Genomic DNA, 23,582 nt, shown 5'->3' on the forward strand with positions numbered 1-23,582 from the left:
GGCATGGCGATCGACCGCCGCCGGATGCTGGGCGCGCTCGCCGCCGTTCCCGCCGCGTTCGCGCTCGGCGCCGCGAAGAAGGAGCCCAAGCGGAAGGATCCACCCGAACCGCGCGCGTCGCGTCGCCGCAAGGGCGCCAAGGCACCCGAAAGGCATGTCGATGTCGCGGTGATCGGTGCCGGTGCGCTCGGCGCGTGGACCGCCTGGCACCTCGTCCGCGCCGGGCAGAGCGTGCGGCTGTTCGACGCCTATGGCCCCGGCGGTGGCCGCGCCGCGTCGAGCCTGTCGTCGATGATGCTCGATCCCGTTCAGGGTGGCGACGCACTATATGCCGCGCTGGCGGCAGAAAGCCTTGGCGCGTGGCAAAAACTGTCCGACAGCGCGAGCCTGCCGATTGTCACCCGCTGCGAAGCCATAACCACGCTGGCCGCCGCCGACGCGATGGCCGATCTGCGCGACACCGACCGCGAGAGCGGAGCGAAGCTGCGCCATCGCTATCCCCAGATCGCGTGGCGCGAGGATGAAAGCGCGCTGATTGCCGAAAAAGGTGCGATCCTCGCCGGGCAGCGCGGCGTGCTCGAAACCATCCTCGACGCACAAATATCGGTCGAGGATGTCGTGATGCCCGCGCCGCTCCGCGACAAGAAACGCGACGTCTATGTGCTGCCCGATGGCGGCACCGCGCGCAGCATCGTCTATGCCTGCGGCGCGTGGCTGACCGAGTTGTTCCCGCAGACGTTGACGCCGCAGCGATTGTCGGCAGTGCGCCAGCAAATCTTCCACTTCGGCCCCGGCCAGGGTGACACGCAATTCCGTCCGCCCGCGATGCCCGCCCTGATCGACCGCGCCTATGGCTTTCACCTGATCCCCGATGTCGAGGGCGCCGGGGTACGCTGCTGGCGGAGCGCCGCTGATGCCAGTGTCGATCCCGACAGCTTCGACCGCCGCGCCGACGAACGCGCGCTGGCCGATATCCGCCAGTGGATTGCCGGCCGCCTGCCCCACCTCGCCACCGCGCCGGTGATCGCAAGCGCCGCCGTGCATGATTGCCGCACCACGACCGGCGACCTGCTGCTCGACCGGATGCCGAACCAGCCGCGAACATGGGTCGTCGGCGGCGCTGCGGGCCGCGCGTTTGCGCTCGCCCCCGCGATCGGCGCGCGGGTCGCCGCGCATGTCGCCGATGCCGCGCGCCCGATCGAGCCGCGCTGGGCCCTCGCGCGGCTGACGGGGGGCGTGATTGCACCGCCCCCGCCGCCATCCTGATTTTTCTGGGGGGATCAAATGCGCCTCAACCAATGCCACAATATCGACGATTTCCGCGCGCTCGCGAAGCGGCGCCTGCCCTGGCCGGTGTTCGATTATATCGACGGCGCCGCTGATGACGAGGTGACGCGCCGCCGCAACCGCGCCGCGTTCGACGATTGCGACCTGATCCCGCGCGTTCTGGCCGGTGTCGACAGCGTCAACATGACCACCACCCTGTTCGGGCGCGAGATGGCGATGCCGCTGTTCCTGTCCCCGACCGCGCTCCAGCGGCTGTTCCACTGGCAGGGCGAGCGCGCGGTGCTCCGCGCCGCGGCCAATGCAGGGACGATGGCCGGGATCAGCAGTCTCGCGACGATCAGCCTCGCCGAAGCTGGCGCGCTCACCGACGGCCCCAAGCTGTTCCAGCTGTATGTCCATCACGACGAAGGCCTCAACCGTGCGATGCTCGACGCCGCGCGCGACGCAAAGTTCGACGCCGTCGCGCTCACCGTCGATACGATCGTCGGCGGCAATCGCGAGCGCTGTCTGCGTTCGGGCTTCACCTCCCCGCCGCGCTTCACCTTGGGCAATATGCTGAGCTATGCCGCCAAGCCCGGCTGGGGCCTCAACTATGTTCTGCGCGAGAAGTTCAGCCTGCCCAACCTCGCAACCCATGTGTCGGAGGGATCGAGCGTCCCCAAATCGGTCGCCGATTATTTCACCACCATGCTCGACCAGAGCCTCGACTGGAAACGCGCCGAGGCGATCCGCAAGCAATGGGACGGCCCCTTCTGCCTCAAGGGCATCGCTGCGGTCGAGGATGCCAAACGCGCCGCCGACATCGGCGCGACCGCGATCATGGTATCGAACCACGGCGGGCGCCAGCTCGACGGCAGCATCTCCCCCTTCGACGCGCTTGCCGAGATCGTCGATGCGGTCGGCGACAAGGTCGAGGTGATCTGCGACGGCGGCATCACGCGCGGAACGCATGTGCTCAAAGCGCTGTCGGTCGGCGCCAAGGCCTGTTCGGGAGGCCGCCTTTACCTCTATGCGCTCGCCGCCGCGGGCGAGGATGGCGTTGCGCGCGCGATCGCGCTGCTCCGCGCAGAAATGGAGCGCGGCATGAAACTGATGGGGGCAAAATCCCTCGCGGATCTCGGCCCCCATAATCTGCGCTGGCGCTGATCTCGCCTGTTCCCGGCAAAACCCGGGACACAGAAGCCCTGCTCACACGAAAAAGGGGGCGGCCTCCCCCGAAGCCGCCCCCTTAACGCATGGTCCTTTGCTCCGTCAAGCGATCAGAAAGATGCGCCGAGGGTAAAGACCACGGTTGGATCGTAAAGTGTATCGACGGCCTTGACGCCCGTCTTTTTGACGTCGGTATCGACATATTGGACCGAGAAGGTGAACGGGCCGGCGGGAACCGAAGCGCCGATAACCCAGTCGATATAATTGCTGTCGGGTGCGACGAGGCCCAGCGAACCGTCGGTATAACCGACCGCGGCCGACAGCGTCACCGGCGTGTTGGGCACGCCAAAGCCGGCGCCGAGGTTCAGATAGATGCTGTCGTCGTCGCCGAGCGAGCTCTGCTTCGGCGCATAAGCCACCTGCCCGGTTACCGAGAGCGGACCGATATCGTGCGACAGCTTGCCGATGCCTTCGAAATAATCGGTCGGGGCGCCGCCGTCATGGCTACCCGGATAGGTGTAATAGGTGACGCCCAGATCGACAGTCGTCCCCGATGCGATTTCGGTGTTGAAGCCGCCATAGACATCGAGTTCGAACTTGCCATAGGCGGTGCTGTTGGGAAGCGAAGAGCCCCAGACGCCAACATAAAAGCCGCTGTCATGGCTGGCGGTCAGCGTCGGCTGCACCGCGACTTTTTCGTTCGACAGCGAGACGCCGCGGAAGCGATAGTCAGAGGTGACCGCAATGCCGCCCGAAAGCGTGAACGGGCCGATAGCTGCGGTGTCTTCTTCTTCCTGGGCGAAAGCCGGAGTCGACATGGCCGAAGCCGCGAGCAGCATGCCGAAGCATGCTTTGGTGAGAAACTTCATGGGTGATCCCCCTAGTGAATGAAACGGATCGTCCCACCTGCAGTAAGCGTCCATACCTCTTGTTGCGGGCCTGTGACGACGAACGCATTCGAAATTGCCGATTTTGCTGCAATGCACAAATGAAAATTGCGCGAGGGCCATAATCAGCGATCAACTGTGGCTTTTCCGCAACAGCGGGCACATCCGCGCTTGTTCTTTGCCAAGCCGCGGCCGGACGGCTAAAGAGCGCGCATCTCTCCTCTGTCGAGCAGCAACCATGAGCGATCACAATCCCGGCCTGCGCCCCTGGCGCGACATTGCGCGGCGGACCAGCCGCCAGATCATGGTCGGCGCCGTCCCCGTCGGCGGCGGCGCGCCGATCAGCGTCCAGACGATGACCAACACGCTGACCAGCGACGCAGTGGCGACGATCGACCAGATTCGTCGCTGCGAAGAGGCCGGCGCCGACCTGATCCGCGTCTCGTGCCCCGACGTCGAATCGACCGCGGCGCTTGGAAAGATCGTCCGCGCCGCGCGCATCCCGATCATCGCCGACATTCATTTCCACTATAAGCGCGCGCTCGAAGCCGCCGACGCCGGCGCGGCATGCCTGCGCATCAACCCCGGCAATATCGGCTCATCCGAGCGCGTCGGCGAAGTCGTCCGCGCCGCCAAAGCAAATGGCTGCGCGATCCGCATCGGCGTCAACGCGGGCAGCCTCGAAAAAGACCTGCTCGAAAAATATGGCGAGCCATGCCCCGAAGCGCTCGTCGAAAGCGCGCTCGACCATATCAAATTGCTCCAGGACCATGATTTCCACGATTATAAGGTCGCGGTAAAGGCGAGCGACGTCTTCCTCGCGGTCGCGGCTTACGCCCAGCTCGCCGACGCGGTCGATTGTCCGTTGCATCTTGGCATCACCGAAGCGGGCGGGCTGATCGGCGGCACGGTGAAAAGCGCGCTCGGCATCGGCAACCTCCTGTGGGCCGGGATCGGCGACACAATCCGCGTCAGCCTCTCAGCCGAGCCCGAGGAAGAGGTCCGCGTCGGCTATGAAATTCTCAAATCACTGGGCCTCAGAACGCGCGGCGTCCGTGTCGTCTCGTGCCCCAGCTGCGCACGCCAGGGTTTCGACGTCATCCGCACCGTGCAGGCTCTCGAAGAGGCGCTAAGCCACATCAAGACCCCGATGTCGCTCTCGGTCCTCGGCTGCGTCGTCAACGGCCCCGGCGAAGCGCGCGAAACCGACATCGGCATCACCGGCGGCGGCAACGGCAAGCATATGGTGTTCCTCTCGGGCGTCACCGATCACCATGTCGAGGACGCCGACATGATCGCACACATCGTCAAGCTCGTTGAAGCCAAGGCGGCCGAGATCGACGCGGGCAGTTCGGTGAGCATGGACACGCTCCACGGCAAGGCGGCGTAAGGCGAGACGATCACCAGCGGACTGCGATGTCGGCTTTGGGGTGGGAAGCTGACATGAAGATCCTCCCTGTCGCGAAGCGATGGGGAGGGGGACCGCCGCCGCAGGCGGTGGTGGAGGGGCAGCGACGTCAGCGCCCATAGCCCCTCCGTCAGCCCTTCGGGCTGCCACCTCCCCATGCCTGCGGCACAGGGAGGATCGAAAGGCCGCAACCGGTCGTTTCCGAACATTTACCATTCCCGTTCGTGTCGAGCGAAGTCGAGACACCCATCGAGATAGCGCCAAGCCGATGGGCATCTCGACTTCGCTCGATGCAAACGGAATAGGAGAGGCCCAAACCTCAGGAATCGGCCATCCCTCAGACACAATCGCTTTTACATCACTGTCAGCAAAGACTAGCTTCGCTGCACATTGCAGGAGCAACCGGACATGACGGAAAAACCCGACCCCATCGACCGCCTCGTCCAACTGCTCCTCCTCATCGCTGCCATCACAACAATCGCCAACGGCACCTTCATGCTGGTCAAGCCGCTCGAATGGTATGTCTTCGTCCCCACCGTCGTCACCACCGGCCCACCCAACGCACATTTCATCCGCGACATTGGCCTCGCCTATCTCGGTTCCGGCCTGATCCTGCTTTACGCGACCGCCAACCCCGCCCTCCACTGGCGCGCCGCAGCAGTCGGCGGGCTGTGGCTGGCGCTCCACGGCCTGCTCCACATTTATGAAGTCGCAGCGGGCATCTGCGGCCCCGCGACCTTCTGGGCCGATGCGCCCGCGGTGATCGGCCAGCCTTTGCTCGTCATTGTCGCGCTCGCCATCATCTTCTCCCGCCACAAACGGGCAAGACGCGCGGGCTGACCCGCGCGCCTCTCGTCAGGCCGGCTCGAGCGTCCGGTCCTGCGGCCGCAGCTTCGGCTCCTCGACATAGAGATTCGCCGCGGGCGTCTTCAAATGCGCCTCGAGCAGGTCGAAAATCGCCGCATCCTCCTCTTCGTTGAACTTGCGCGCGAACAGGTCGGGGCTCAGCGTCAGGCGCAGCGCGTCGGCGGCAACAAAGGTGCGCGGGCGCAATTTGATCTCGCCATCGGGGATCCAGTCGATCGTGCGCAGATCATCGTTCATCACCTCGCCCTGCGCACCGCTGTTCATCATCAGCGTCTGGAAAAACGCCTCGTCGGGGATGAAGCTGCGGCGGTAAAAGGATTTGAACCGGTCGGCGCTCGGGTGATGGACCGCAAATTCGCAGAAGCCGCGCGTCACCGCTTTCCACTGCGTCCCGATAAAGGGCGTTGCCCCCTTCAGAAAGGCGCGCGGCAGGCGGGTGCGGTACATCCGCCCGCGTGCCTCGATGAACATATGGCTGACGCGGTTCAGCGTGTCGGGCCGGATCGCACGCTGGTCGAGCACCCGAATATATTGGCGGTGCGGGTGGGCGCGCAGGAAGTCGGCGATATAGGCCTGCGACTTCAGCGGGAAATCCTGTCCGCTGAGGTTGATATAATGGCTCCAACTGCTGTTCATCGTCAGCAATTTGGCCATTCCGCGCAACTCGGCCTCGACCAGACTATAGCCGCCCCACAGCGCCTTTTGCGATTCGATGATCGCCACGCCCTGATAGGGTTTCAAAAATTCGGCGATATCGGCGGCGAGTTCGGGGCCCGAGCTTTTGTCGACATGGATCACATAGCTGTTGCCGGGGGCATAGATCGCGCGAAACATCCGCTTAAACTGTTCGGGAAAGCGGTGGAGGAGGATGAAATAGCCGATCATGAAACCATGCCTTTCGGATCGCCGACCCGGGCTGTCAGCCTTCCGGAATCGCGACCATTTCCTGTCCCGGAAAAACCCAACCAAAGTCATTTTGATCGAAAGGAGACATTGCCCGACAGATGTCCTGCCGCGTTGCGACGCGGCCTGGTCCAGCGGCATTCTTTCCATATGGGGTAGCAGGCGGCGATTGTAAGGGCGGCGCCATTGCCCATCGGGCGTCGCCACCGCTAAGGAAGCCGCGACCTTCCCCTGCACAGGATAAGCCGTGACCCTCTCGATCCGTCCCGCCACGCCCGACGACCTGCCGCTGATCGCGCAATTCATCCGCGATCTCGCAGACTATGAAAAGCTCGCCCACGAAGTGCGCTTCGACGAAGCGACGCTCGGCGAGAAACTGTTCGGCGCGCGTCCCTATGCCGAAGTGGTGATCGGCGAGCTGGACGGTGCGCCGCAGGGCTTCGCGCTCTTCTTCCACAATTTCTCGACCTTCGAGGGGCGCCCGGGCATCTATCTCGAAGACCTGTTCGTCCGCCCCGAAGCACGCGGATCAGGGCTCGGCAAGGCGCTGCTCATCCACCTTGCGGCGCTCTGCACCGAACGCGACTGCGCACGGCTCGAATGGAGCGTCCTCGACTGGAACGCCCCGGCTATCGGCTTTTACCAAAGCCTCGGCGCGCGGATGATGGACGAATGGACGGTGATGCGCGTCGATGGCGACGCGCTCACATCGCTCGCCGCCTCCGCCTGAAGGTCGCGCTCAGCGCTTGCGCGCGAACCAGATCATCACGACGCCGACGACCGCCAGCATGACGCCATTGCGCGTCCATGTCGTGTCGCCGAGCATGAAGCTGCTCGCCGGCCAGCGCACAATGTCGAGCCCCTGCAGCGCCCATAATCCGCCGACCAGCAGCATCGCGACCCCGACGATCGCCAATATGCCCTTTAACGCCCCCATGCCCGCTCTCCCCTATATGCGCTGCAGTCCGATCAACGGCCGCAGCCATCCGATGGTGCGCCCGATCGTATAGAAAAGCCAGCATCCCGCCACAGTCGCCACGACGAGGATCAGGAAGGATGGCAGCGCCGCCACTCCGGCCTGCAACAGGTACCAGCCGGTGACGACGATGATCGTCTGGTGGATGATGTAAAAGGGGAAGACCGCCTCGGCGAGCGTCGTGCGCCAAGGGTGGTCGCGGTTCCAATATGCGTCGGCGATCCCGACGAGCGCGACGATCGTCGCCCAGCCCTGCAGCAGCCGCGCGATGTGGAACGGCATCGACACCCAGTCGGGCGCAGGCGTATTGCCCGACCAGTTCCACTCGACCCATGCGACGAAAGCAAACGCCGCAAGGCCGATGACCAGCCCCGCGCGCCAGCAGCGCGCGACCGCCGCGAACAGCGCCGACCGCACCCGCAGCAGCCAGCCGATCGCAAAGGGAATCAAATAGTGAAGGTGCGATGGCCCGTCGTCGAACAGCGCGTGCGTCTCGTCATGATCGGGGAAGAGCGCGAGGATCAGCAGCCATGCGGCGAGCGGGACGATCAGCATGCCCCAACCGCCGAGCCATCGCACCGCGCCATCGGCGACCATCGCTCGCACCCGCTCGGGCACCCACGCCAATACCGCCGCCGCGAGCAGCGTATAAACCCACAGGTAAACGACGAACCACAGATGCTGCCACGTCGGCAGGATGATCCCGTCGAGCGCGCCAAAGCGGAAATAATCATGCCACCAGAAATGCGCGAGGCCATGGGCATAGCCATGCTGCCCCATCAACTCGATCCACGGCTGCGGCGGGATGACGACGATGATGCCAAAGACCAGCGGGATCAGCAGCCGCGCGCTCCGCGACCGCACGAAGGCCCCCGCACCGCCCAGCTTCGCGAACAAGGCGGCGCTGGCATAGCCCGACACGAGGAAAAGCAAGGCCAGCCGCCAGCTGTTCGTCGCCAGCATCGGGATCGCCACCCAGTCGATCGGCGCCGCGATCTTCACATGCCAGCCCCACGGCACGAAATACATGCCGATATGATAGAGGATGAGCAGGCCAAACGCCCCGATCCGCAGCCAGTCCATGCCGAGGTGACGTTGCGTGGTCACAGACGATCCCTCCCCTCCCGGACGCCCCACCCAAACCCGCTCGCCCTGAGCTTGTCGAAGGGCCGTTCTTCCCTTCTGCGGAAGCTAGAAGAAAAAGCGGTGCTTCGACAAGCTCAACACAAATGCTTGGGCTATTCCCCGACCCTTCGTCATCCCGGACTTGATCCGGGATCCATTCTCGCGACGTTGCTTGGATCCCGGATCAAGTCCGGGATGACGACAGTGGGGCCGAAGCTGCGCTATCCCAACACCCGCCACGCCAGCTCGGCAAACTCGCACAGCAAGGGCCGCGTGTCGCGCGGGTCGATGATGTCCTCGACCCCATATTTCTCCGCCGTCCTGAAGGGCGAACGCACCCGGTTCAATCGCTCGCGGATCGCCTCCAGATGCGCCGCCGGGTCCTCGGCGGCCTCCAGCTCGCTCTTATACGCAACCTCGACCCCGCCCTCGATCGGCAGGCTGCCCCAGTCGCCCGACGGCCAGGCGAAACGATATTGGAAGCGCTCGGCGTTCGACATCGCGCTCCCCGCTATCCCGTATGCCCGCCGCACGACGACCGATGCGAGCGGCACCGTCGCGCGATAAATCGCGTTCATCGCCTGCACGCCGTAACGGATCGTCCCCGCCCGCTCGGCCTCGCCACCGATCATGAAGCCTGGGTTGTCAACGAGATGGACGATCGGCAGGCGAAACTGGTCGGCCATTTTGACGAACCGCTCAGCCTTCTCGCTCGTCTTTGCGTCCCATGATCCGCCGAGGTACGATGGGTCGCTCGCAAGCACCGCGACCGGATAGCCGTCCAATCGCGCGAAGGCGGTGATTGCCGCCCGCCCCCAACGCGCACCCATTTCGAAGAAACTGCCCTTGTCGAACACCGCATCGGCGATGCGCCGCATCGAGTAAACCTGCTTCGGCTCGCGCGGCACCGCCGACAGCAAGCTCTCCTCGCGCCGGTCCACCGGATCGCTGCAAGGCGTCCGCGCCGCCCGATCATGGATCGACGACGGCAGATAGGAGAGGAAGCGCCGCGCCGCCGCGAACGCCTCGGCCTCGCTCGCGACCTCATCATCGACGACGCCGTTGCGCGTGTGGACGTCGCTTCCGCCCAGCTCCTCGCGATCGAGTGTGTCACCGATCGCCGCCGCGACCGCCGGGCCCGCTGCAAACAGCTGCGACAACCCGCGCACCATGATGCTGTAATGGCTTGCCACGACGCGCGCCGCACCAAGCCCCGCCGTCGGCCCCAAAGCCAGTGCGACCACCGGTACCGTGTCGAGATTGGCGATGATCTCATGCCACCCCGGCACATGCGGGATATAGGTATAGCCCATATCTTCGAGCGTCTTGACCGACCCGCCGCCGCCGGTGCCGTCGATCATGCGGATCAGCGGCAGGCGATATTCATGCGCCATCGCCTCGCACTGGATGAATTTGCGGTGCAACGCGGCATCGGCTGCGCCGCCGCGCACGGTGAAATCATCGGCCGACGCGACCACCGGCCGCCCGTCGATATTGGCGCGGCCAAAGATGAAATTGCTCGCGGCAAGATCTTCGAGTTCGCCGTCGGGGCCATATGTCCCGCGCCCGGCGATCTTTCCGATCTCGCGAAAACTGCCTTCGTCGACAATCCCGGCAAGCCGCGCCCGCGCGTCCATCTTGCCGCGACCATGCTGGCGCGCGACCTTTTCCGCGCCGCCCATTTTCTCGGCCATCGCACGCCGCGCGGCCAGCTCGTCGATCTCGTTTTTCCAGCTCATGGGGCGAAGGCTAACTGACGTTGACGGAAACGTCATGCAAAACCTTGCCCACCCCTTTTGCGCTGCTATCGTCAGGCGATGACACGCAAAACCACACTAGCGCTCGCCGCCGCTTTCCTCGCCTTTTCCGCCCCGCTCACCGCCGCCGAGACCGCCACGCGCACCATCGCGGGCGTCGAGGCCCCTTTCAAAACCACCACTTTCACCGAAAATGCCGACCCCATGGCGGCCATCGACGCCGCGCTGTCCGCCGCGCGCCAGTCGGGCAAGCATGTGCTGCTGGTGATGGGCATGAACGATTGTCACGACAGCGCCTGGTTCGCCAATCTGATCGCGAGCGATCGCTTCGCGCCGGTCCGCGAACGCTACCACATCGTCTACGCCGACATCGGCATGCCGCACCGCGGCATCGTCCGGAACCCCGAAATACCCAAACGCTTCGGCTTCAAGATCAAGGGCACGCCCACGGTTGCGATCCTCGATGCCGACGGCGAGGTTCTCAACCGCAGAGCGGCGCCCAAATGGCGCAATGCCGCGAGCCGCAGCGACGACGAAATCTATAATGAATTGATGCAATAGGGAGAGACATATGGCCGACATCCAGCTCGCGGGGCGCACCGCGCTCGTCACCGGCGCGTCGCGCGGCATCGGGCGCGGCATCGCGATCGCGCTCGCCAAGGCGGGCGCCGATATCGCGGTCAATTACACCCGCGACGAGGAGGCCGCCGCCGAAACCGTCGCCGCGATTCAAGCGTTCGGCCGCAAGGCCAAAGCCTATCGAGCTTCGGTCACCGACGAAGATGCCTGCGCCGCAATGGTGGCAAGCATCGCCGCCGACCTTGGTCCGATATCGATTATGGTCAACAACGCCGGCATCGCGAGCCGCGGCAAGACGGTCGCCGACACCGACGCCGCCGAAGTCGAAAAATTGCTCGCCGTCCACGCCGTCGGCGCGCACCGCCTGTCGCGCCTCGCGCTGCCGCAGCTGCGGAGCCACGACCGCAGCGATATCGTCATCATCTCGAGCGTCGCGACCCTGAGCCACGCCGCGAACGGCGCGCCCTATAATATGGCGAAGGCGGCGGGCGAAGCGCTCGCACTCACCCTCGCCAAGGAAGAGATGAAGAACGGCGTCCGCGTCAATATCGTCGCGCCGTCGCTGACCGTCAGCGACATGGGCGAGAAGCTGTCGCGCGCGATCACCGGGCAGGACGACATCCACCATCTCGACGCCAAATTCCCCTTCGGCCGTGTACCGACGCCGGACGATGTCGCGGCGGCGGTGCTGTGGTTTGTGAGCGACGCAAATCCTTATTGCTCGGGGCAAAAGCTCAACATCGACGGCGCGGGGATGGCGAGTTTTCGCTGACAAAAGCAATCCTCCCTGTCGCGAAGCGATGGGGAGGGGGACCGTCGCCGCAGGCGATGGTGGAGGGGCAGCGACCGCAGCCCCAAAGCCCCTCCGTCAGCGCTTCGCGCTGCCACCTCCCCATGGCTTCGCCACAGGGAGGATCTTTCCTCCCCTCAAGCCAGCAGGTCGGATACAGCAGCCCCCCATATGCGCCCCGATTCGCCATCCCCGCTCATCCCCTTTCTGATCGCATGCGCCGGCATCGCGACCTATTCGGCAATGGATGTGCTGATGAAGGGGCTGTCGATCGACATCGGCGCCTATAACACCGTGCTCTGGCGAAATGCGGCCGGGACATTGCTGTGCGGCCTGATCTATTTCGCGACGCGGCCAAAGATGCCCGACCGCGCGACGATGCGGATCCACGCCGTCCGCTCCTTCTTCGTCGCGGGAATGGCACTCTTCTTCTTCTGGGCGCTGGCAAGGCTACCGATGGCCGAAGCCATCGCGCTCGCCTTCGTCGCACCCTTGCTCGCACTCTATATGGCCGCCATCTTTCTCGGCGAACGGATCGGGCGGCGCTCGATCGCGGCGTCATTGCTCGGGCTGATGGGCATCATCGTTATCGTCACGGGCAAGCTTGGGACCGGCCATTATGCCGACGACGCGCTCTGGGCAGTCGGCGCGGTGTTCCTGTCGGCTGTCTTCTATGCCTATAATCTCATCCTCGCGCGGCGGCAGGCGAAGATGGCCGAGCCGCTGGAGATCGCCTTTTTCCAGAATTTCTTCGTCGCGCTGATCCTTGCCCTCGGCGCGCCCTGGTTCGCGGTCGTCCCCGATATCGCGCAGGCGCCCAACATCCTCGGCGCCGCGACCCTCGCGATCCTGTCGCTGCTATGCCTCAGCTGGGCCTATGCCCGCGCCGAGACGCAGATTCTCGCGACCACCGAATATACCGGCTTTTTGTGGGCGATGCTGTTCGGCTGGATTTTCTATTCGGAGCCGGTGACGCTGCCGACGATCGCCGGCGCGATGCTGATCGTCGCGGCGTGTCTGATCGTGGCGAGCAAGGTGCCGCACAAGGATCCGGTCGATCCAGCAGCGGCCTAGAGAAGTTCTCCCGTCCCGCTTGCGGGAGGGGCAGCGAGACTTGCAAACTTGTTTGCTAGTCGCAGCGGGGTGGGCCTGCTCGACCTCAGACGCTCGCTTATGGCTCGCCCCACCCTAGCCCCTCCCGCAAGCGGGAGAGGAGATATTACACCGCCGCCCGGCTCAACCTGTCATTGATCGCCGCACCCAGTCCCTCGGCCGGGATCGCCGCGACCGCAATCTGCGCCTTCACGCTCGCGGCCCCGGCGTGCAGCGCATCGAACAAGCGCGCCGCCGCTTCGGTCAGGTCGCCCACCGCGCTCAGGCTATAGTCGCCCACGACCGCGCCGAACCCGATCCCAAACTCATCAACCGCGAAAGCACGCGCCCCCAACCGCACCGGCTTGCCCGGCGCATAATGGCTCGCGAGCATCCCCGGCGCGACGATGTCGGAACCCTTCACGCCTGTCACCGACAACCCACTCGCTTCCGCCAGCATCTCGGCGGTCACCGGCCCCGGCCGCAGCACTTCGACCGCACCGTCCTTCACCCGCGCGATTGTCGATTCGACCCCCGCCAGGCAGGCACCGTCGTCGATCACCATCGCGATTCGCCCGTCGAGGCTGGCCAGCACATGCGCCGCCGTCGTCGGGCTCACCCGCCCGCTCGCATTGGCGCTCGGCGCCGCGAGCGGCGCACCGCTCTCCGCCAGCAAAGCCTGCATCGCGCGGTGTCCAGGGACACGGATCGCAATTGTATCGAGCCCAGCCGTCGCGATGCTCGCGACCGGGCAGTCCGCAGTGCGTGGCACCACCAAAGTCAGCGGCCCCGGCCAGAAACGCACCGCCAAAGCGCTCTCGACGTCGCCGAACACCCCCAGCGCCTTCGCCGCCGCAAGGTCGGGGACATGCACGATCAGCGGGTTGAAATCGGGCCGGCCCTTCGCGGTATAAATGCGCGCGACAGCGTCAGCATTGCGCGCGTCGGCGGCGAGGCCATAAACCGTTTCGGTCGGCACCGCGACCGGCTGCCCCGTCGCTACCAGCGCCGCCGCGCGCGCAATCGCCTGCGCGCCGTAAGGGCGGACAAGAGTCTTCACGCTGTCGTTTGAGCCTTGGGTCATGCCGCGCTATAGCGCGCGCGAATGCGGAATCACCAGCAAAGTCGGGACCGAAAATGACGTATACGCCGCCCACCACCGAACAGCTTTTCGTTCTGAACCACATCGCGCGCGTCGACGCGATGGCAGCCCATGACAAATTCGCCGCCGCGACCCCCGACATGGTCGAGGCGATCGTCGCGGGCATCGGCGATTTCGCGGCAGAGGTTTACGCCCCGCTCAACCGCGTCGGCGACGTCACCAACCCCAAATGGAGTGACGGCAAGGTCACCATGCCCCCGGGCTTCAAGGAAGCCTATAAGGCGTTCGTCGACAATGGTTGGGGCAGCATCGACGGTCCCGAAGCCTATGGCGGCCAGGGCCTGCCCTTCACCCTCGCGACCGTGGTGATCGAGGCGCTGGGCACCGCCGACATGGGCTTCACCCTCTGCAACATCCTGACCCCCGGCGCGATCCACGCGCTGATGGCCTATGGCACCGAGGAACAGCGCCAGACCTGGCTTCCCAAGCTCGTCTCGGGCGAATGGAACGGCACGATGAACCTGACCGAGCCGAGCGCGGGCAGCGACGTCGGCGCACTGCGCTCGACCGCCGAGCCGGTGACCGAAGGCCCGAACGCCGGGCTCTACAAGGTCAAGGGGCAGAAGATTTTCATCACCTTCGGCGAGCATGACCTCACCGACAATATCGTCCATCTCGTCCTCGCGCGCACGCCGGGCGCGCCCGAAGGGACGCGCGGCATCTCGCTGTTCCTCGTCCCCAAATATCGCCTCGATGCCGACGGCAAGCCGACGATCTCGAACGGCGTCCATTGCGCGTCGATCGAGCATAAACTGGGCATCCACGCCTCGCCAACCGCGGTGATGGTCTATGGCGAGGACGAAGATTGCCTCGGCGAAATCGTCGGCGCCGAAATGGGCGGGATGCGCGCGATGTTCGTCATGATGAACAACGCCCGCCTGATGGTCGGCTGTCAGGGCGTCCAGATTGCCGAGCGCGCGACCCAGCAGGCGCAGCGTTTTGCCGCCGAGCGCGTTCAGTCGGCGCTCGCGGGCGGCACCGACCGCAACCCCGTCGCGATCGACCAGCACCCTGACGTGCGCCGCATGCTGTGGCGGATGCGCGCACAGACCGAGGCGGCGCGTGCGCTCACCTATTATGCCGCAGCGCAGATCGATTTCGGCAAATTGGGCGACGAAGCCGCCGCGATGCGCGCCGAAATCCTGATCCCGCTGGTCAAGGCGCATGCGACCGACATTGGCTGCGAGGTCGCGAGCCTCGGCGTTCAGGTTCATGGCGGCATGGGCTTCATCGAGGAAACCGGCGCCGCGCAACATTATCGCGACGCGCGCATCGCCCCCATTTACGAGGGCACCAACGGGATTCAGGCCGCCGATCTGGTCGGGCGCAAGCTCGGCATGGCGGGCGGCGACCTCGTCCGCGGGCTGATCGACGATATTGCGCACGGCGCCGCCGATTTCCCCGAATTGCAACAGCTTGTCGACGCATGCCGCGGGGTCACCGACTGGATGGGCAATGCCAATATTCCCGACCGGCTTGCGGGCAGCTATCCCTATCTGACCATGCTCGCCACGGCGACCTGCGGCTGGCTGATGGCGCTCCAGCACAAGGCGGCGCGCGCCGAACTCGATGCGGGGCAAGGCGATGTCGCCTTCCTCGAAGCGAAAATCGCCTCGACGCGTTTCTACCTGCAACAGATCGTGCCCGCGGCGACCGGCCTCGCCGCCTCGGCACTGGCCGGCGACGCCGCGCTCGCACCTTTGCCGCACCTCGCGTGAAAACCCGGGAACGCGGGGCAGCCCCGCGTTCCCGACAGGGCTTTGTTCATAATTAACGCGATGATAACCATCAACGACTAGGCACGTCCGGAAATATCTGGAGACGTGCGTGTTGAAGCTGGGCAATAGGATGATTGTCAGTTGGCGAACCCTCGGGTTGGCCCTGCTGCTCAGCATCATTGTCGGCATCACTGCCGCGGGCGAGCCGATCGACCGCATGATCGAAACCGCAGTCGGCCGGGTCGCCTGGCGGCCCGTATCAGGCGAAACCGTCGTTGTCGCGATCGACGACAAGACGCTGCAAACCGTCGACAACCAGGATTTCAACGTCGCCAACCACGCGCAATTGATCGGCGCGGTCGATGCCGCCGGTGCCAAGCGCCTGTTCGTCGATTTCTCCTACGAACGCCGGGCCAAGGACGCCGACTTCCCCAAACTGATCGCGGCCGTGAAGCATATGGACGACCGGATCGTCCTCGCCGTTCCGTCGCGCAGTTTCCAGGGGACCGAGGCGATCGTCGATAATTGGCCCGATCCGGCGTTCGGAACCCGGGCGAAGCAAGCCTGCATCTGCTGGGAGTATGAATTCTGGCAGGTCTGGAAAGTGCCGCTCGCGGTCATCGCCGATGGCCGCCTTTTGCCCAGTTTTGCGGCGATGCTCGCCAATCGGCCGGTCGATCGACCGGCACAATTCACGCTCGACTATTCCTATAACACCCGCACGATTCAGCAATATAGCGCGATCGACATCATGGACGGCAACGCCGGGACGTCGCTGCGCGGCAAAGATGTGATCTTCGCGGCGGCATCCACAGCCTCGCTCGACCAACATTATCTGCCGGGTCATGACAAGGTGCCCGGGGCCTATATTCACCTGATCGCTGGCGAAGCGCTCAAGCGCGGCGACCCCGTCAATATCGGGTGGCTCCCGGGCTTTGTCGCCGCCGTGTTCATTCTCCTGGCGGCGCTCGGCTATCGCGGCGGGCGCTGGTACGCGCGCATGGCGATGGCCACGACGGGCCTCCTCATCGCCGCCAAGATATTTCTCAGCCTGTCGCTGATCTCGACGCAGGTCGGCGCGGCCTGCTTCTTTATCGCGGCGCTCAGCGCCAATGTGTCGCGCACCCGCCGCCGCAAGTCGGCGCAGCGGGAAAATCCGGTGTCGGGCCTGCCGAATTTCGAGGCGCTGCGTTCGCAGCCGGCATTCGACAGCGCCACCATTGTCGCGGCAAAAATCGTCAACTTCGAGGATCTGGCCGCCTTCATCCCCGGCGACGGCATCGGCAAGCTTGTCGAACAGGTCACGCGTCGCCTGCAACTGGCGTCGCAGGGCACCACCCTCCACCACGATCTCGACGGCACCTTTGCCTGGCTGGTCCCCTATTATCAGCACAGCCAGATCGAATCGCAGCTGGCGGGCCTGGCCGCGCTGTTCAATGCCCCGCTGACGATCGGCGATTTGCGCGTCGATGTCGCCATCGCTTTCGGGGTCAACGACGAATTCGAAGGATCAAACGCCCAGCGCCTTGCTGCGGCGCTCGTCGCGACCGAACGCGCGATCCGCACCCGTTCGCTGTGGACCAAATATACGCCGCGGCAAAAGGATGATGCAGGCTGGCAATTGAGCTTTCACTCACAGCTTGAGGATGCCCTCACCGGCGGCGACATATGGGTCGCCTTCCAGCCGCAATATTCCATCGCGAGCCACAAGCTTGTCGGTGTCGAGGCACTGGCGCGCTGGACGCACCCGGTCCGCGGGCCGATCCCGCCCGACGAGTTCATCCTCCAGGCTGAAAAAAGCCAGGATATATATCGCCTGACCCTGTTCGTCATGGATCAGGCGGTCCGGTCGGCCGCCCAATTCCATAGCCGCGGTCTCCGGATCAACATGTCGGTCAATCTGTCGGCGGCGCTGCTCGATCACGCCGACCTCGTCGGGACGATCCGCGTCATGCTGACCGCCCACCATCTTCCGCCCGAACTGCTGACGATCGAAATCACCGAAACCGCGCAGATCGAAAACAGCCGCCATGCGCGACAGACGCTCGCCCAGCTGCGTCGCGCCGGCATCCGCCTGTCGATCGACGATTATGGCACCGGTCAGTCGAACCTCGAATATCTGACCGAGATCGAAGCCGACGAAATCAAGATCGACAAGCGATTCGTGATGACCATGCGCGATTCGCAGCGCAACTTCGAAGTGGTGAAATCAACAATCGATCTCGCCCATCGCCTCGGTGCCGTCGCGGTCGCCGAAGGCATTGAAAATGCACCGACAATGGCGCTTCTCGAACAGCTTGGCTGCGACGTAGGCCAAGGTTATCACCTTGGTAAACCACAATTATTTTCCGAACTTTTGGCGACGCTGTCGTCTCCTCCCCACAGCCGCTCGGCATAACTGCCAAACTGGCAACAATGCCCATGCGAAAGACTCGATTAACCTTACCAAATATGGTAAACAGCTTGTTAACTGTTCTTCGTGGGCAGTGGCGACAGGAGAATTATTATGGGTTGGTTTTGGAGATGGGTTGGCGGCGGCGGCTCCGGTAACGGTGGTAGCTCGGCGTAAGCCAGACCGAATTTGCGAACAGGGCCTCGGCGTCGCCGGGGCCCTTTTCTTTTGTCCGTCGTCCATGGCGCCCTTGCCGCCTTCATGCCACTGCGGCCTTGACAATGACGGACCTCTATAGGGGGCTATCCGCCGGGCCCGCCGACCTCAAAATTTTCACTCCGACCGGCGCCTCGTGCCAATCTGCCGCGAAGTCGCGGAAAGGCGATAGTTTCGCCCGCAAACCACGCCCCGCGCGCGACAGACCGAATCAAAATATCGACGAACCGAGTCCCCATATTGTCATTTACCGTCTTGCATCACAGCGCCGACGTGGCACTATAGATGGTGGGTCAACCACGGGGGCACCCCAAGAATTAGTATCAGGCTGCAAGTGGCGGATTTCCGTCGTCCATCCCATATGGACACGGGAAAACCCTTTGTGCGCCCAAAAATATGTCCCACGCGGGGCGGTTTAGATGCTAAGACCGGGGCTTCGTCCCGAGTCGAACAAGACAGGAACATTGCGCCCGATGGCGCAGGTCAAACGGGGACGAATTCGATGGATTTTCGGGAAACGGAACGGGTGGAGACGAGCGACGTGGCGACGATGGAACTGGCAAAAAATGACGCTCCGGCCGCGAACGAATCGACCGCCGATTCGTCGGCGACGGCGAAGCTCAACGACAGCGGTGCGGCCAAGGTCCACGCGCGTCGTTTCAACGTCGTGACCGACAAGATCCGCGATGCGCTGCTCACCGATTTCGGCAAGGAAACGCTGGAGGATCGCTACCTCCTCCCCGGCGAATCATACCAGGATCTCTTCGCGCGCGTGGCCGACGCCTATGCCGACGATGCCGAGCACGCCCAGCGCCTCTATGACTATATCTCGAAGCTGTGGTTCATGCCCGCGACCCCCGTTCTCTCGAACGGCGGCACCGGCCGCGGCCTGCCGATCAGCTGCTACCTCAACTCGGTCCCCGACAGCCTCGAAGGCATTGTCGAGACGTGGAACGAGAATGTCTGGCTCGCCTCGCGCGGCGGCGGCATCGGCACCTATTGGGGCAGCGTGCGCGGTATCGGCGAGCCGGTCGGTCTCAACGGCAAGACCAGCGGCATCATCCCCTTCGTCCGCGTGATGGACTCGCTCACCCTCGCCATCTCGCAGGGTAGCCTCCGCCGCGGTTCGGCCGCCTGCTATCTCGACATCAGCCACCCGGAGATTGAGGAGTTCCTCGAAATCCGCAAACCCTCGGGCGATTTCAATCGCAAGGCGCTCAACCTCCACCACGGCGTGCTGATCACCGACGAGTTTATGGAGGCCGTCCGCGACGGCACCGAGTTCAACCTGCGCAGCCCCAAGGACCAGAGCGTCCGCGGCAGCGTCGACGCGCGCTCGCTGTTCCAGAAGCTCGTCGAAACGCGCCTCGCGACGGGCGAGCCCTACATCATCTTCATCGATCAGGTGAACCGCATGATGCCCAAGCATCACCGCGATCTGGGCCTTAAGGTCACCACCTCGAACCTGTGCAGCGAAATCACGCTGCCCACCGGCCGCGACCATCTGGGTCAGGATCGCACCGCGGTCTGCTGCCTCTCGAGCCTCAACCTCGAAACCTGGGACGAGTGGAATAGCGACAAGGGCTTCATCGAAGATGTGATGCGCATGCTCGATAACGTCCTGCAGGACTATATCGACCGCGCCCCGCCCGAAATGGCGCGCGCCAAGTACAGCGCCAGCCGCGAACGCTCGGTCGGCCTCGGCGTGATGGGCTTCCACAGCTTCCTTCAGGCACGCGGCCTGCCCTTCGAAGGCGCGATGGCGAAATCGTCGAACCTGCGCGTCTTCAAGCATATCCGTGCGCAGGTCGATCAGGCATCGATGCTGCTCGCCAAGGAACGCGGCCCCTGCCCCGACGCCGCCGATCAGGGCGTGATGGAGCGTTTCAGCTGCAAGATGGCGATCGCGCCGACCGCGTCGATCTCGATCATCTGCGGCGGCACCAGCGCGTGCATCGAGCCGATCCCGGCGAACATCTACACCCACAAGACGCTGTCGGGCAGCTTCTCGATCCGCAACCCGCACTTGGAAGCCCTCCTCGTCGACAAGGCGAAGAACAGCGACAATATCTGGAACTCGATTCTGGAGAAGGGCGGCAGCGTCCAGCATCTCGACTTCCTGACGACGGATGAGAAGGACTGCTTCAAGACGAGCTTCGAGATCGATCAGCGCTGGCTGCTCGAACTCTCGGCCGACCGCACCCCCTATATCGATCAGGCGCAGTCGCTGAACCTGTTCATCCCGGCCGACGTCGAGAAATGGGACCTGCTCATGCTCCATTATCGCGCGTGGGAACTCGGCATCAAATCGCTCTATTATCTCCGCTCGAAATCGGTGCAGCGCGCCGGCTTCGCGGGCGGGGTCGAGGCCGACAACACCGCCGAAGCCCCGGTGTATCAGCTGGAGAGCACCGACTACGACGAGTGCCTGGCCTGCCAATAAAGTAGCGCGCTCCCTGTTCCCCGGCGAAAGCCGGGGCCCAGAGCGCCCTTACGCCAAGCCAGACTGGACCCCGGCCTTCGCCGGGGCACACGAAACAAGAGATCGAACCGAGGAAGCCCGCCATGCCCCTTCTAGAAGCCCGCAAAACCTACAAGCCCTTCGAATATCCGTGGGCGTTCGATTTCTGGAAGCGCCAGCAGCAGATCCATTGGGTTCCCGAGGAAGTGCCGCTGGGCGAGGATTGCCGCGACTGGGCGCAAAAGATCAGCGATCACGAACGCAACCTGCTCACGCAGATTTTCCGCTTCTTCACCCAGGCCGATATCGAGGTGCAGGATTGCTACCACGACAAATATGGCCGCGTGTTCAAGCCGACCGAAATCAAGATGATGCTGACCGCGTTCAGCAACATGGAAACCGTGCATATCGCGGCCTATTCGCACCTGCTCGACACCATCGGCATGCCCGAGAGCGAATATGGCATGTTCCTCGAATATGACGAGATGCGCGCCAAGCACGACTATATGCAGCAGTTCGGCGTCGACAATGACGAGGATATTGCGCGCACCCTCGCGATGTTCGGCGGCTTTACCGAAGGCTTGCAGCTCTTCGCCAGCTTCGCGATGCTGATGAACTTCCCGCGCTTCAACAAGATGAAGGGCATGGGCCAGATCGTCAGCTGGTCGATCCGCGACGAAAGCCTCCACTGCGAAGGCATCATCAAGCTGTTCCACACCTTCACCAAGGAACGCGACTGCCTGACCAAGGCGGTGAAGGAAGACATCATCGACACCTGCCAGAAAACGGTGCGGCTCGAGGATGCGTTCATCGACCTCGCGTTCGAACAGGGCCCGGTCCCCGGCATGACGCCCAAGGAAATCAAGCGCTACATCCGCTACATCGCCGACTGGCGCCTCGGCCAGCTCGGCTTCGCACCCATCTACATGATCGAGGAACACCCCCTCCCCTGGCTCGCCCCGCTGCTCAACGGCGTCGAGCACGCCAACTTCTTCGAAACGCGCGCGACCGAGTATAGCAAGGGCGCGACCCGCGGCGAGTGGAACAATGTCTGGTCGAGCTTCGACAGCCGCAAAAAGGCCAAAGACAGCGACACCGCCCCCGCAATCAATGACGCCGAAAGCGACGGCGAGGACATGTTCAAAGCCGCCGGCATCGCCGCCGAATAAGCCATCCTCTTAACCCCTCCCGCAAGCGAGTTTCAGGTCGGTCATGCCCCCGGCATGACCTAAACAGTCCGGGGGACTGTTTACCTGAAACTGGGCAGCGAGACTTGCGAACTTGTTCGCTAGTCGCAGCGGGGTGGGCTAATGAGCCACAAAACACCCCCCCGCCAAAAAAAGCAGAAGAACCCAAATGACCGAAAAACAGAAGCTCATCATCCTCAGCCAGCCGCAGCGCGCGACGCTCGAAGGCCTGTCGAACCGCCGCCCCCAACTCCCCACCGACCCGATCCGCGACGAACTCGTCACGCTGGGACTGGTGGTGAAGCAGGGCGCGAAATGGGCGCTGACCCCACAGGGCAAGAAGGTGCTGGCGGCAGGCTCGAACCGGCGCAATGCGGGCGGATTTTCGGTTTAGAAATCGCAAAAGGATATCTAGTTAACGTTACTGCGGGCCGAACCTAGGTATCTTGAATGATTTGATGCGTGGATTTACCCTCGCCCTTCACGAGGGAGAGGGGTTAAGACTTTGCCTGATATTGTCAGTTTCAAATTTGAGGGAAAGCTCGCGAGCGAAAATCGCATGGACTTCTATGAAGTTTCGCGATTTCAGTACGCTGCTTCACGCTTAGCGGTAAAGCTAGATCACTTTCGCCGTAACGGGAATTTTCCTGATAGGGTTACTCGCCAAGCGAATATGGAGATCGATTTAAGACCCTATGAAGTAGGGTCTTTCGTTATCGAAGTCGTGGCCCCCGCATTAGCAGCAGCCGCGCCTCTACTAATTGAGCTACCCCTAAGCTCTCTCTGGACTTACGTTGTAGAACGCGTGTTCAGGCCAGTAGAAGACGACAATCTTCGACAAGCACTTTCAACCCAGCGCGAACTGTTAGAACTCTTCGAAAATAGGATTGCCGGCCAAGAGCAATTAATGCAGCGGACGTTGGACCTGCTTATGGAAACCCGCGCCCGAGGCGAGGCGCTAAGTGATCAGAATAACGAGCTGTACGAAAGGCTATTGGCTGAAACGACGCGTCGGGCATATCTCGAAGGAAGGCAAGACGAACTTAGGCAAATATCTGACGAGCAGGATGCGCGTCTGATGAAGATGGCAACGCCTCTTCTAAAAGAAATGTCTGTGCCTCTTCGCCGAAGCGCGCAGCGTGCTAAAATTCTCGTTGGAGACGAAAAAGGTCAAATCCCCATTCTTTCTGCCAATCGAATGCAGATCGAAGAGGTAGAGTTGAGCGTCGTTGATCCGGAGATTCAAGTCGTTTTGATTGGCATAGTTCAATATAACAAGGAAACTGGATGGGGAAGATTCAGGAATCCAGAATGGAATGGCCTTGCTTCATTTTCCGTGTCCGCAGATCGAAAAGATAGGCTTCGCAGAGACCTTCTGGAAGCAATGGATCTTCCAGAAACCTATGTCTCTGCGTATTACGTAAAAACGCCTCAAGGAGAAAATCTACGACTCATTGTCGTTGATATCGTCGATATTGAAAGAGCGGAAGCTGGTCTTCCTCAATATGACCTGTAGTTTAGGTGACAGGTGCAACAACTCTCACCCGCGCGTGGATGCCGGATCAAGTCCGGCATGACGATAGAAATGTCCATTCCAACCCCATCTTCGTCACCCCGGACTTGATC

General features: G+C 63.2%; 20 protein-coding genes. 14 read left to right on the forward strand and 6 right to left on the reverse strand.

Going from position 1 to position 23,582, the window contains the following annotated elements:
• Positions 1 to 3: 3 nt before the first annotated feature.
• Entirely contained in the window at positions 4 to 1,266 is a 1,263-nt protein-coding gene (locus CDQ91_RS14850; protein WP_088473507.1) for an NAD(P)/FAD-dependent oxidoreductase, read from the forward strand.
• A gap of 18 nt (positions 1,267 to 1,284) precedes the next feature.
• Positions 1,285 to 2,433 (forward strand): alpha-hydroxy acid oxidase, encoded by a 1,149-nt coding sequence (locus tag CDQ91_RS14855; RefSeq protein WP_088473508.1) that lies wholly within the window; start codon positions 1,285 to 1,287, stop codon positions 2,431 to 2,433.
• A 113-nt stretch (positions 2,434 to 2,546) separates the two neighbouring features.
• Here CDQ91_RS14855 and CDQ91_RS14860 read toward each other — a convergent pair whose 3' ends face one another.
• Positions 2,547 to 3,305, reverse strand: a complete 759-nt coding sequence (locus tag CDQ91_RS14860) for a TorF family putative porin (RefSeq protein ID WP_088473509.1) — start codon at positions 3,303 to 3,305, stop codon at positions 2,547 to 2,549.
• A 256-nt stretch (positions 3,306 to 3,561) separates the two neighbouring features.
• On the opposite strand from CDQ91_RS14860, the gene ispG reads away from it, so the two are divergent.
• Together ispG and CDQ91_RS14870 are read left to right on the forward strand one after the other, a co-directional pair.
• A complete protein-coding gene (gene ispG / locus CDQ91_RS14865) occupies positions 3,562 to 4,713 on the forward strand; it encodes a flavodoxin-dependent (E)-4-hydroxy-3-methylbut-2-enyl-diphosphate synthase (protein ID WP_088473510.1) in 1,152 nt (383 codons plus the stop codon).
• 426 nt (positions 4,714 to 5,139) lie between these two features.
• Complete coding sequence (locus tag CDQ91_RS14870; protein ID WP_201791905.1) at positions 5,140 to 5,571, forward strand: hypothetical protein; 432 nt, start codon at positions 5,140 to 5,142, stop codon at positions 5,569 to 5,571.
• 15 nt (positions 5,572 to 5,586) lie between these two features.
• Here CDQ91_RS14870 and CDQ91_RS14875 read toward each other — a convergent pair whose 3' ends face one another.
• On the reverse strand, positions 5,587 to 6,483 hold the full coding sequence (locus CDQ91_RS14875) for a beta-1,6-N-acetylglucosaminyltransferase (RefSeq protein ID WP_088473511.1): 897 nt from the start codon (positions 6,481 to 6,483) through the stop codon (positions 5,587 to 5,589).
• A 265-nt stretch (positions 6,484 to 6,748) separates the two neighbouring features.
• Here CDQ91_RS14875 and CDQ91_RS14880 point away from each other — a divergent pair, with 265 nt between their 5' ends.
• Entirely contained in the window at positions 6,749 to 7,231 is a 483-nt protein-coding gene (locus CDQ91_RS14880) for a GNAT family N-acetyltransferase (RefSeq protein WP_088473512.1), read from the forward strand.
• A 9-nt stretch (positions 7,232 to 7,240) separates the two neighbouring features.
• On the opposite strand, the gene CDQ91_RS14885 is transcribed toward CDQ91_RS14880, so the two are convergent.
• From CDQ91_RS14885 to CDQ91_RS14895, 3 genes are all read right to left on the reverse strand, one after another.
• Positions 7,241 to 7,438 (reverse strand): hypothetical protein, encoded by a 198-nt coding sequence (locus CDQ91_RS14885; protein ID WP_088473513.1) that lies wholly within the window; start codon positions 7,436 to 7,438, stop codon positions 7,241 to 7,243.
• A 12-nt stretch (positions 7,439 to 7,450) separates the two neighbouring features.
• Positions 7,451 to 8,584 (reverse strand): acyltransferase family protein, encoded by a 1,134-nt coding sequence (locus CDQ91_RS14890; RefSeq protein ID WP_237245996.1) that lies wholly within the window; start codon positions 8,582 to 8,584, stop codon positions 7,451 to 7,453.
• A 239-nt stretch (positions 8,585 to 8,823) separates the two neighbouring features.
• On the reverse strand, positions 8,824 to 10,341 hold the full coding sequence (locus tag CDQ91_RS14895) for an acyl-CoA carboxylase subunit beta (protein ID WP_088473515.1): 1,518 nt from the start codon (positions 10,339 to 10,341) through the stop codon (positions 8,824 to 8,826).
• 78 nt (positions 10,342 to 10,419) lie between these two features.
• Here CDQ91_RS14895 and CDQ91_RS14900 point away from each other — a divergent pair, with 78 nt between their 5' ends.
• The 3 genes from CDQ91_RS14900 to CDQ91_RS14910 all read left to right on the forward strand — a co-directional run bounded on the left by CDQ91_RS14900 (position 10,420) and on the right by CDQ91_RS14910 (position 12,802).
• Positions 10,420 to 10,920: a thioredoxin family protein gene (locus CDQ91_RS14900; RefSeq protein ID WP_144036785.1), complete on the forward strand. Its 501-nt coding sequence runs from the start codon at positions 10,420 to 10,422 to the stop codon at positions 10,918 to 10,920.
• A gap of 10 nt (positions 10,921 to 10,930) precedes the next feature.
• A complete protein-coding gene (locus tag CDQ91_RS14905) occupies positions 10,931 to 11,710 on the forward strand; it encodes an SDR family NAD(P)-dependent oxidoreductase (protein WP_088473517.1) in 780 nt (259 codons plus the stop codon).
• A gap of 189 nt (positions 11,711 to 11,899) precedes the next feature.
• Positions 11,900 to 12,802 (forward strand): DMT family transporter, encoded by a 903-nt coding sequence (locus CDQ91_RS14910; protein WP_088473518.1) that lies wholly within the window; start codon positions 11,900 to 11,902, stop codon positions 12,800 to 12,802.
• 145 nt (positions 12,803 to 12,947) lie between these two features.
• Here the strand turns inward: CDQ91_RS14910 and CDQ91_RS14915 are convergent, their stop codons facing one another.
• The gene (locus CDQ91_RS14915; RefSeq protein ID WP_088473519.1) at positions 12,948 to 13,904 is read right to left on the reverse strand and encodes an L-threonylcarbamoyladenylate synthase; all 957 of its coding nucleotides are present in this window, start codon (positions 13,902 to 13,904) and stop codon (positions 12,948 to 12,950) included.
• A 53-nt stretch (positions 13,905 to 13,957) separates the two neighbouring features.
• Here CDQ91_RS14915 and CDQ91_RS14920 point away from each other — a divergent pair, with 53 nt between their 5' ends.
• The 6 genes from CDQ91_RS14920 to CDQ91_RS14945 all read left to right on the forward strand — a co-directional run bounded on the left by CDQ91_RS14920 (position 13,958) and on the right by CDQ91_RS14945 (position 23,472).
• Positions 13,958 to 15,700: an acyl-CoA dehydrogenase family protein gene (locus CDQ91_RS14920; RefSeq protein ID WP_088473520.1), complete on the forward strand. Its 1,743-nt coding sequence runs from the start codon at positions 13,958 to 13,960 to the stop codon at positions 15,698 to 15,700.
• Between the two features lie 109 nt (positions 15,701 to 15,809).
• Positions 15,810 to 18,098, forward strand: coding sequence for an EAL domain-containing protein (locus tag CDQ91_RS14925; RefSeq protein ID WP_237245997.1), 2,289 nt, complete (start codon positions 15,810 to 15,812; stop codon positions 18,096 to 18,098).
• Between the two features lie 712 nt (positions 18,099 to 18,810).
• Positions 18,811 to 20,751 carry a ribonucleoside-diphosphate reductase subunit alpha gene (locus tag CDQ91_RS14930; RefSeq protein ID WP_088473522.1) on the forward strand — a complete coding sequence of 647 codons (1,941 nt, stop codon included), beginning with the start codon at positions 18,811 to 18,813 and terminating at the stop codon, positions 20,749 to 20,751.
• A 122-nt stretch (positions 20,752 to 20,873) separates the two neighbouring features.
• The gene (locus CDQ91_RS14935; RefSeq protein ID WP_088473523.1) at positions 20,874 to 21,938 is read left to right on the forward strand and encodes a ribonucleotide-diphosphate reductase subunit beta; all 1,065 of its coding nucleotides are present in this window, start codon (positions 20,874 to 20,876) and stop codon (positions 21,936 to 21,938) included.
• A 187-nt stretch (positions 21,939 to 22,125) separates the two neighbouring features.
• Positions 22,126 to 22,350 (forward strand): hypothetical protein, encoded by a 225-nt coding sequence (locus CDQ91_RS14940; RefSeq protein WP_088473524.1) that lies wholly within the window; start codon positions 22,126 to 22,128, stop codon positions 22,348 to 22,350.
• Positions 22,351 to 22,461: 111 nt separating this feature from the next.
• Positions 22,462 to 23,472: a hypothetical protein gene (locus CDQ91_RS14945; RefSeq protein ID WP_144036786.1), complete on the forward strand. Its 1,011-nt coding sequence runs from the start codon at positions 22,462 to 22,464 to the stop codon at positions 23,470 to 23,472.
• Positions 23,473 to 23,582 lie beyond the last annotated feature (110 nt).

It is taken from the genome of Sphingopyxis witflariensis (assembly GCF_002205635.1).
In the GTDB taxonomy this organism is placed as follows: Bacteria; Pseudomonadota; Alphaproteobacteria; order Sphingomonadales; family Sphingomonadaceae; genus Sphingopyxis; species Sphingopyxis witflariensis.